General features: G+C 70.3%; 9 protein-coding genes. 8 read left to right on the top strand and 1 reads right to left on the bottom strand.

Going from position 1 to position 9693, the window contains the following annotated elements:
* Positions 1-679: amidohydrolase family protein (locus tag WCJ52_RS08850; protein WP_336902939.1), on the bottom strand; the 679-nt coding region annotated here is incomplete at its 3' end.
* A 161-nt stretch (positions 680-840) separates the two neighbouring features.
* Here WCJ52_RS08850 and WCJ52_RS08845 point away from each other — a divergent pair.
* From WCJ52_RS08845 to WCJ52_RS08810, 8 genes are all read left to right on the top strand, one after another.
* Positions 841-2331, top strand: a complete 1491-nt coding sequence (locus WCJ52_RS08845) for a phosphoesterase (protein ID WP_336902938.1) — start codon at positions 841-843, stop codon at positions 2329-2331.
* On the top strand, positions 2331-3635 hold the full coding sequence (locus tag WCJ52_RS08840; RefSeq protein WP_336902937.1) for an aminotransferase class V-fold PLP-dependent enzyme: 1305 nt from the start codon (positions 2331-2333) through the stop codon (positions 3633-3635). Before WCJ52_RS08845 ends, WCJ52_RS08840 begins: the two co-directional genes overlap by 1 nt.
* On the top strand, positions 3632-4282 hold the full coding sequence (gene kynB, locus WCJ52_RS08835) for an arylformamidase (protein WP_336902936.1): 651 nt from the start codon (positions 3632-3634) through the stop codon (positions 4280-4282). Before WCJ52_RS08840 ends, kynB begins: the two co-directional genes overlap by 4 nt.
* A gap of 71 nt (positions 4283-4353) precedes the next feature.
* On the top strand, positions 4354-5403 hold the full coding sequence (locus WCJ52_RS08830) for a sugar phosphate isomerase/epimerase (RefSeq protein WP_336902935.1): 1050 nt from the start codon (positions 4354-4356) through the stop codon (positions 5401-5403).
* Positions 5393-6553 (top strand): Gfo/Idh/MocA family oxidoreductase, encoded by a 1161-nt coding sequence (locus WCJ52_RS08825; RefSeq protein ID WP_336902934.1) that lies wholly within the window; start codon positions 5393-5395, stop codon positions 6551-6553. Before WCJ52_RS08830 ends, WCJ52_RS08825 begins: the two co-directional genes overlap by 11 nt.
* On the top strand, positions 6550-7335 hold the full coding sequence (locus WCJ52_RS08820; RefSeq protein ID WP_336902933.1) for a TIM barrel protein: 786 nt from the start codon (positions 6550-6552) through the stop codon (positions 7333-7335). The genes WCJ52_RS08825 and WCJ52_RS08820 overlap by 4 nt, the downstream gene beginning before the upstream one ends.
* Positions 7328-8989, top strand: coding sequence for a GMC family oxidoreductase (locus WCJ52_RS08815; protein ID WP_336902932.1), 1662 nt, complete (start codon positions 7328-7330; stop codon positions 8987-8989). The genes WCJ52_RS08820 and WCJ52_RS08815 overlap by 8 nt, the downstream gene beginning before the upstream one ends.
* The coding region (locus tag WCJ52_RS08810; protein WP_336902931.1) for a sugar phosphate isomerase/epimerase at positions 8986-9693 on the top strand (708 nt) is incomplete at its 3' end. The genes WCJ52_RS08815 and WCJ52_RS08810, both read left to right, overlap by 4 nt.

The raw sequence follows: 9693 nt of genomic DNA, 5'->3' as shown, positions 1-9693 counted from the left end.
GGATGAAGGGGTGCATGGCGGTTTCCTGGAACAGGCCCTCCGGCTCCCGGGAGCCCGCCTTACGGATTATGGCACCGCCCACAGGGTCCGCCGTCGCCGCGGTGATGCCGGCCTTCCGGATCGCCGCCGAATTGGCGACCAGCATGTGCCCGGAGGTGTGAACGAGGATCACCGGGTTGTCCGGGAAGGCGGCGTCCAGTTCCGCCGCAGTGGGATGGCGCTTCTCGGCCAGGAAGTCCTGGTCGTATCCCTGTCCCACGAGGAGGACGCCGGGGCCCGCCTTCAGGGAGTCCTTGAGCCGCTTCAGCTCGCCCACGATGTCGGCGACCGAGCTGACGCCACCGACGGGCGGCGGGTTGAGGTTGGCCTGGACCAGGCTGTCGGCATAGTTGAGGAGGTGGCTGTGGGCGTCGATGAAGCCCGGCAGCAGCACGCCGCCCTTGAGGTCGACCGTCCGGGCGCCTGGACCTGCAGCCTTGCGCGCCTCCGCCTGGGTGCCTGCGGCGACGATCTTGCCATCCTTCACCGCCAGGGCCTCGACATAGGCCGGGGCATCCCCCGCCAGGGTCAGGATATCGCCGCCAGTATAGACGGCCGCCGTCTCGTCCGACGTGCGGGGCGCACAACCTGCCGCAAGCGTCACTGCGGCCAGGACCGCGAGCCAATTTCTGTTGCGCATCTGAAATCCTCCTCCCATTTGGGCACCGCCCTATCATTAGCCTCAGGCGCAGGCTCGGCAAGCCATCGCCTCTGATGTCCGGTTTGACAGGCGCGCGTCACCGGACCATCACGGAAACACGCCAGATAGGGTCCTTTCTGCGCCCCGAACCGAGTTTGCCCATGCCCAGCTCCGCCTTCCGGCTCCGACCCGGCCTCATCTTCACCCTTGCCGCCGCCTCGGCCCTCGCCCAGGCGAACGCCGCCCCTGCGCACGAGACGGGGGCGCCCCACGGCGGGCATGAAGATGGCCGCGCCTGGTTGCCGGGCGACCAACACGTGCACTCCCAGTTCAGCGTGGACTGGAAGCCTTCGTCTGACCCCGCGAAGGCACCCGATCCCGTCGTTGGCGGAGACTCCAGTAACACCATCCCCACCAACGCCCGCATGGCCCGGAAGTTCGGCCTGTCCTGGATGGCTGCCACCGACCACGGCGGCCCCAACCACTCCCGGGTCAGCCGCGAACTGGCCTATCCGGAGGTGCTCAAGGCCCGCCGGGAAGTCCCGGAACTCACCCTCTTCTTCGGCCTCGAGCTGGACACCCCCGGCGCCGACCACTCCAGTATCATCGTGCCCAATACGCCGCAGGAGCGCGATGACCTGACGGATCTCGAGCACCGCTTCGACAAGTTCGAGGCCTGGCCAGTCGATCCTGCTCGGGACCAGGAAAGCCGGATGGTCGAGGCCCTGACCTACATGAAGGCCCTGCCGCGCCCGCCCGTTGTGATCGCCCACCATCCTTCCCGATCAGCCAAGGGCCTTGGCCAATATGGCCAGACCGCTCCGGCCGAACTCCGGGACTGGAACGATGCGGCGCCCCAGGTCGCCATCGGCATGGAGGGCGCGCCCGGGCACCAGGCGGGCGCCCTGAATCCGGATGGCTCGCCGCGGACAAGTGAAAGCCGGGGGGCCTATCGTCAGCATCCCACCTATGGCGGTTTCGACCAGATGACTGCCCGGGTCGGCGGCTTCTGGGACTCCATGCTCGGCGAGGGCCGCCGCTGGTGGATCACCGCCAGCTCGGACTCCCACCGCCACTATACCGACGGCGGAATTGACTTCTGGCCGGGCGAGTACGCCAAGACCTATGTCCTGGCGCGGAAATCCCCCGACGATATCCTGGACGGCCTGCGGAGCGGCCGGGTCTTCGTGACCACCGGCGATCTGGTGTCGTCCGTCGACCTGGAGGTCCGCCCCGTGGCCCGGGGCGCAACGGCCGCCGGTATTGGCGGCGAGGTCACGGTGGCCCGCGGACAGGACGTCCGCATCACCCTGCGCGTCCGCGACCCCGCCGGTGAGAACTTCGGCGGGCGCTCACCCGAGGTGAAGCGCATCGACCTGATCCGGGGCGACCTGATAGGGGCACCGTCCAGCCGTGCGGCGGACCAAAATCCTACGGCGCGTGTGGAGCGTCGCTTCACCTCCGCCGACTGGGTTCGGGAGGGCGAGGTCATCACCCTGACGACGACCCTGCGCAACGTCCAGGCTTCGGGCTACATCCGCCTTCGGGGAACCGGCACGGGCGAGGCTGAGCCGGCCATGGACGTTCCCGGCGAGAACCCCTGGGACGACCTCTGGTTCTACGCCAACCCGGTGTTTATCAAGGTCCGCTGATGGCCCCAAACCTAGGATCCGCCCCAGAGTCCGCCCCAGAGTCCGCCCTGGAGTTCGCACTGGAGACAGTTCCGCACAGCCTTGCTGCCTGTCGCCGCCTGGACCGGGCTGACCCTCTGTCGGCCCTGGCCCGGCGCTTCCGACTACCGGCCGGCGTCATCTACCTGGACGGAAACTCCCTGGGACCTCTCCCGCGGGCGTCGGAGGCAGCGGTCCGTCGCGCGACGGCAGAGGAGTGGGGCCGCTCCCTTGTGCGCGGCTGGAACACTGACGACTGGATCGGCCTGCCAGACCGCACCGCCGCCCGCATTTCCCCCCTGATCGGCGCCGACCCCGACGAGGTGGCCTGCGCCGACTCCGTCTCGGTCAATCTGTTCAAGCTGGCGGCCGGGGCCCTGGCCCTGATGCCGGACCGGAAGGTCCTTCTGGGGGTCGAGGGGGACTTCCCCACCGACGGCTACATGCTGCAGGGCCTGGCGGCGATCCGGCCAGACATCCGTATACAGACCGTTTCAATGGAGGTGCTTCCTCAGGTCCTTTCGGAGGACGTGGCCCTGCTGCTCATGAGCCACGCCGACTACCGTACCGGCGCCCTGGCCGACCTGTCCGGCCTGACCCGCCAGGCCTCGGAGGCGGGGGTCCTGACCCTCTGGGACCTCAGCCACACGGCGGGCCTGGCGCCCGTCGGCCTGAATGCCGCCGGCGCGGACATGGCGGTGGGCTGCGGCTACAAGTACCTGAATGGCGGCCCGGGCGCCCCGTCCTTCGCCTTCCTGGCCCGGCGCCACCACGCAGACTTCAACAGTCCCCTGCCCGGCTGGATGGGGCACGCCCGGCCCTTCGCCTTCGAGCCCGGCTACGCGCCTGCACCCGGGGCTGCCCGGCTGATGGCAGGGACACCGCCCATCCTGTCCCTGACCGCCCTGCACGCCGCTCTGGAGGTCTTCGAGGGCCTCGATCCCGCGGCGATCCTGGCCCGGTCGCGGGCCTTGTCCAGCCTGTTCGAGCACCGGGCGGGACCGGCTCTTTCGGCCCACGGCTTCCGCCTCGTCTCCCCGGATCGACCGTTGGCGAGAGGTGGCCACCTGTCCTTCGCCCACCCTCACGCCTATCCGGTAGTGCAGGCCCTGATCGCCGCCGGGGTGATCGGCGACTTCCGCGCCCCGGACCTGATGCGGCTGGGCTTCTCGCCCCTCTTCCTGAGCCGGGCTGACGTCTGGGCGGCGGCGGAGCGTTTCACCCGGGTGATGGAGACCGGCGCCTGGCGCGATCCGGTTTTTGCCGCCAAGCAGAGGGTCACATGAGCGGGCCCCGGGACGAAGCCGGCCGACGGCTCTACGACATCTCCCAGCCCCTGCGGCCCGACCTGCCGGTCTGGCCCGGGGATACGCCCTTCGGCCTGGAACGGACCTGGGTGCTGTCGGACGGGTGCCCGGTGAACGTCTCGCGCCTGACCCTGTCGACCCATTCCGGCGCCCACGCTGACGCCCCCCTGCACTTCGATCCCGCCGGCGCGGCCATCGACGCCGTGGACCTTGTCCCCTACCTGGGGCCTGCCCAGCTGGTCTCGGTGACGCAGGGGCCCGACCGCATCGGCCCCGAAGAGGTCCTGCCGCGTCTGGCGCCGGGAACCCGCCGCGTCCTGCTGCGCACCTTCGAGGCCTTTCCCCATGACGCCTGGCCTGAGCGTTTCCGCACGCCCGCCCCGGATCTGGTGGAGGCCCTCGGCAGCGCTGGCGTCCGCCTGCTGGGGATCGACGGGCCCTCCCTGGACCCCCAGGACGCCAAGGACCTGGTCAGTCACCAGGCCCTGGGCCGCTGGCGCATGGCCGTCCTGGAGGGCCTGGTCTTCGACGGAGTCCCGGACGGCGGCTACGAGCTGATCGCCCCGCCCCTGCGCCTTTCTGGCGCAGATGCTTCACCCGTAAGGGCTGTGTTGCGCGACCTCTGAAGGCGCCCCTCGCCCTGCGCGCCGGGCGTGCTAGTTTGCCTGCGAAGCAAAAGACAAGTCGGGGAGTGACCATGAAGGGACCAGGGATTTTCCTCGCCCAGTTCGCTGGGGACGAGGCACCGTTCAACACCCTGCCGGCCATCGGGCGCTGGGTGGCGGACATGGGGTACAAGGGGGTCCAGATCCCCACCTGGGACCGTCGCCTGTTTGACCTGAAGCTCGCCGCCGAGAGCGACGCCTACTGCGACGAGGTCAAGGGCATGCTGGCCGACCTCGGCCTGGAGATCTCGGAGCTGTCCACCCACAGCCAGGGCCAGTTGGTGGCGGTCCATCCGGCCTATGACGAGATGTTCGATGGCGGGGTCCCCGCCGCCGTGCGCGGCAATCCCGCCGCCCGGCAGGCCTGGGCCGTGGACCAGGTTCTGATGGGGGCGAAGGCCTCGCGACGGCTGGGCCTGCCCGCCAGCGTCACCTTCTCGGGCTCCCTGGCCTGGCCCTATCTCTATCCCTATCCCCAACGCCCCGCGGGCCTGGTGGAAGCGGCCTTCGACGAGCTGGCCCGGCGCTGGCGGCCCATTCTCGACGCCTATGAGGAGGCCGGTGTCGACCTCTGCTACGAGGTGCATCCCAGCGAGGACCTGTTCGACGGGGCGACGGTGGAGATGTTCTGGGACCGGGTGGACTACCACCCGCGGGCCTGCCTGCTCTACGACCCCAGCCACTTCGTCCTGCAGCAGCTGGACTATCTGGAATACATCGACCTCTACCATGAGCGGATCCGGATGTTCCACGTGAAGGACGCCGAGTTCCGGCCCTCGGGACGCCAGGGGGTCTATTCCGGCTACCAGCCCTGGAAGGATCGCGCCGGCCGCTTCCGCTCCCTCGGCGACGGCCAGGTCGATTTCCGCGCCATCTTCTCCAAGTTCGCCCAGTACGGCTACGCGGGCTGGGCGGTGCTGGAGTGGGAGTGCGCCCTCAAGGCGCCGGAGGACGGGGCCCGGGAGGGCGCGCCCTTCATCCGCGACCACATTATCAATGTGACCGGGAAGAGCTTCGACGACTTCGTCGCCACCGGCGTGGACGCCGCCGCCAACCGGAGGATGCTTGGCCTTGACCGCTGATCCCCGCCTCAGGCTGGGCATGGTCGGCGGCGGGGAGGGGGCCTTCATCGGCGCCGTCCACCGCATGGCCGCCCGCCTGGACGACCGCTGGACCCTGGTCGCCGGCGCCTTCAGCGCCGATGCGGTCCGGTCCCGGGACTTCGGCCGGTCCCTGGGCCTGACCGAGGACCGCTGCTACGGCGACTGGGCGGAGATGGCCCGGGCCGAGGCCCCCCGGCCGGACCGGCTGGACGCCGTGGCCATCGTCACCCCCAACCACCTGCACTTCGCCCCGGCCCTGGCCTTCCTGGAGGCGGGGGTCGCGGTGATCTGCGACAAACCCCTCACCAGCCGCCTGGCCGACGCCCTGGCCCTGGAGTCGGCGGCGGCGCGCACCGGCGGGACCCTGGTCCTGACCCACAATTACAGCGGCTATCCCATGGTCCGGCAGGCCCGGGAAATGGTGGCCGGGGGCCTCCTGGGGGAGCTGCGGGTCATCCAGGCCGAGTACGCCCAGGACTGGCTGGCCCGGGACCTGCCCGGCAACAAGCAGGCCGGCTGGCGGGGGGATCCCGAGCGGGCTGGCGCCGGCGGTGCCCTGGGCGACATCGCCACCCACGCCTACCACCTGGCAGGTTTCGTCACTGGCCTGAGAGCCGAGGCGGTCAGCGCCGAGACCTCGCGCTTCGTGGCCGGCCGCCGGCTGGACGACGACGTCCAGGTCCGCCTCCGCTGGCCGGGCGGGGTCCGCGGCCAGCTCTGGGCCAGCCAGGTGGCGATAGGTGCCTCCAATGCCCTGCGCCTGCGGATCATCGGCTCGGACGCGGCCCTGGACTGGTCGCAGGAGTCGCCCGACCTCCTGGGGTTCACCCGGCTGGGCGAGGCGCCCCAGGTGCTGCGCCGGGGCGGGCCTGGCCTGTCCCCCGCCGCCGCCCAAGCCACCCGCCTGCCTGCTGGCCATCCCGAGGGCTACCTGGAGGGGTTCGCCCAGATCTACGCCGACGCTGCCGACCTGGTCTCGGCCCGCCGGGCGGGTCAGACTCCGCCAGGCCACCTTGCGGGCCTGCCCGGCCTGGCGGACGGTGTGGACGGCCTGAGGTTCATCACCGCCGCCGTGCGCAGCGCGGCCGCAGACGGGGCCTGGGTCCCGCTGAAGGAGGTTTCCGAATGATCCGTCAGAGCTTTGCCTGGTGGTCCTTCGCCATGGCACCCGACACCGACGCCCGGGCCCTCTTGGCCGGCGCCGCCGGCGCAGGAGCAAAGGGCGTGGAAATGCTACCCGACGACCTGTGGCCCCTGGCCCAGGACCTGGGTCTGTCGGTCGTGACCCTCAGTGGTCACGCCCTGGAGACCGGCTTCAACGACCCCACCCGACACGCCGCCCTGCGCGACGAGGTCCGCCGCCGGATCGATGACGCCGCCGCCGGCGGCTGCGAGGCGGTGATCGTCTTCTCGGGCTCGCGGATCGGCGACGGTGCCGATGCCCCGGCCATCGCCGCCTGCGTCGAGGGCCTGGGCCCCGTGGTCGCCCATGCCAAGGCTTCGGGCGTTCGCCTGCTCCTGGAGCTGCTGAACAGCAAGGTCGACCATCCCGGCCAGCAGTGCGACCGCACCGCCTTTGGCGCGGCCGTGGTGCGCCAGCTAGGCGACCCGGCCCTGCGCCTCCTCTACGATGGCTATCATATGCAGCTGATGGAGGGGGACCTGAGCCGGACCATCACCGACCACCTCGACCTGATCGGCCATGTGCACACCGCCGGCGCCCCGGGCCGCCGCGACCTGGATGACCGGCAGGAAATCAACTGGCGGGCCATCGCCGCCCTGCTCGCCCGCAAGGGCTACGGCCAGTGGGTGGGCCACGAGTTCGTGCCGCGCGGGGAGCCCGTCGCCGCCCTTGCCGCCGCCATCGCCCTTTTCAACGCTGGTGCGGAACAAGGAGCCCGGAATGTTTGACGCCATCGTCGTCGGGTCGGGGATCAGCGGCGGCTGGGTCGCCAAGGAGCTGTGCGAGCGGGGCCTGAAGGTCCTGATGCTCGAGCGCGGGCCGGACATCCGCCACGGCGAGGACTATAGCCAGGACCTCGCCGCCTCCCTCCGGCGCAGCGAGGACCAGATCCCCCTGGAGGAGCGCGAGAAGCACTACCCCTACTATGCGGGGGTCTCCTACGCCCTGTTCGAATCCAACAAGAAGTTGTGGGCCAGCGACTACGACCACCCCTACGAGACCGCGCCCGGCAAGCCCTATCGGTGGATCCGGGGCTACCAGCTGGGCGGTCGCTCCCTCACCTGGGGCCGGCAGTCCTACCGCTGGGCGCCGCAGGACTTCGAGTCCAACCTGAAGGACGGCCACGGGGTCGACTGGCCGATCCGGTATGACGACCTCGCGGCCTGGTATGACCACGTGGAGGCCTTCGCCGGAATCAGCGGCGACTATGACGGTCTCTGCCAATTGCCGGACGGCGACTTCCTGCCGCCCTGGCCCATGAACGTGGTCGAGGAGGCGGCGAAGGCCAATATCGAGGCCGCCTTCCCCACCCGGCGCATGATCATGGGCCGGGTTGCCAACCTCAGCCGGACGACCAAGACGCACCAGGACCTCGGCCGTAAGCGCTGCGAGGGCAAGCTGGCCTGCGCCCACGGCTGCAACCTGGGCAGCTACTTTTCCACCCAGGCGGCGACGCTTCCCGCCGCCCGGGCCACGGGCAACCTGACCGTCGTAACCGACGCCGTGGTCGCCTCGGTGGAGCATGACCCCGTCCACGGCCGCGTTACCGGCGTGCGGGTGGTCGACCGCAATACCCGTGAGGGGCGCACCTATTCGGCCCGCCTGGTCTTCCTCAATGCGTCCAGCATCAACACCTCCGCCCTGCTCCTGAACTCGGTGTCGGAGGCCTTTCCGCGCGGTCTCGCCAACGGCAGCGATCAGGTGGGGCGCAACCTGATGGACCATGTCAGCACCCGGCCCATCGTCGGCCGCTGGCCGGGCTTCCAGGACCAGCACGATCCAGGCGAGCGCCCGACGGGCATCTACATTCCGCGCTATGCCAACGTGACGGAGTCGGACAAGCCCTACCTGCGCGGCTTCGGGATGCAGGGCGGGGCAGTGCGCGCCCGCCGGACCGAGGCCCCGGGCGGCCTGCCCTGGTCCATGTCGCTGATGCCCTTCGGCGAGGTCCTGCCCAACCCCGACAACCGCGTCACCCTGTCGGCGAGCCGAAGGGACTCCTGGGGCGTGCCCGTCCCCATCATCGACGCCGCCCATGGCCGCAATGAATACCTGATGATGCGCGAGGCCGCCCGCGACGCCTGGCAGATGCTAAAGGCCGCCGGCTGCGTGGATCTCAACCGCTGGGAAGAGGCCGCCGAACACGTCACCCCGCCCGGCGACCGCATCCACGAGATGGGCACCGCGCGCATGGGCCGGGACCCGGCCACCTCGGTGGTGAACGGCTGGGGCCAGGCGCACGAGGTTTCCAACCTCTTCCTGTCCGATGGCGCGGTCATGGCCTCCAGCGCCTCGATGAACCCCTCCCTGACCTACATGGCCCTGTCCGCCCGGGCGGCGAACCATGCGGCCGACCTCCTTCGCGACGGAGCCTTCGAATGAGCGCCTACGGACTGCAGCTCTACACCCTGCGCAAACCCTTCGCCGCCGACCCCAAGGGAACCCTCAGTCGTATCCGCGAGATCGGCTATGACGCGGTGGAGTTCGCCGCCCCCCTGTCCATGGACTTCGCCGACCTGGGGGCCCACCTCGTCGCCATCGGCCTCGACTGCCCCTCCGTGCACGCCGGGATCGACGACATGCGGGACCGGCCCGACGCCGTCCTGGCCATGGCCCGGAACCTCGGCTGCCGCTGGATCGTCCTGCCCTTCGTCATGCCGGACCAGCGCGACTGGGACCAGGTGATCGCCGACCTCAACGCCTTTGCGCGCACGGCCAGCGACGCCGGTTTCCGAGTCGCCTACCACCACCACGACTTCGAGTTCGCCGTCGACCCTGACGGGACCCGCCCCTTCGACCGCCTGGTCGCCGGCCTCGACCCCGCCCTCGTCAGCTTCGAGCTGGACGTTTTCTGGCTGAAGCGCGGCGGCGAGGATCCCCTGGCCATGATCCGCCAGATGGCCGGCCGCGTGCGCCTCCTGCACCTGAAGGACTACCGGGAAGACGGCGGCATGGACGATGTGGGCGCCGGAACCCTCGACTTCCCCGCCCTCCTGGCCGCCGGCGCCGAGGTGGGCGTCGAACACCGCTTCGTCGAACACGACTTCCCACCGGAGCCCTACTGGCCGAGCGTGGAGGCGAGTTTG

Source organism: Phenylobacterium sp., from assembly GCF_037138395.1.
Taxonomy (GTDB): domain Bacteria; phylum Pseudomonadota; class Alphaproteobacteria; order Caulobacterales; family Caulobacteraceae; genus Phenylobacterium.
The sequence above is the reverse complement of the archived record's forward strand: the minus strand, read 5'-3'. Positions and strand labels throughout refer to the sequence as shown.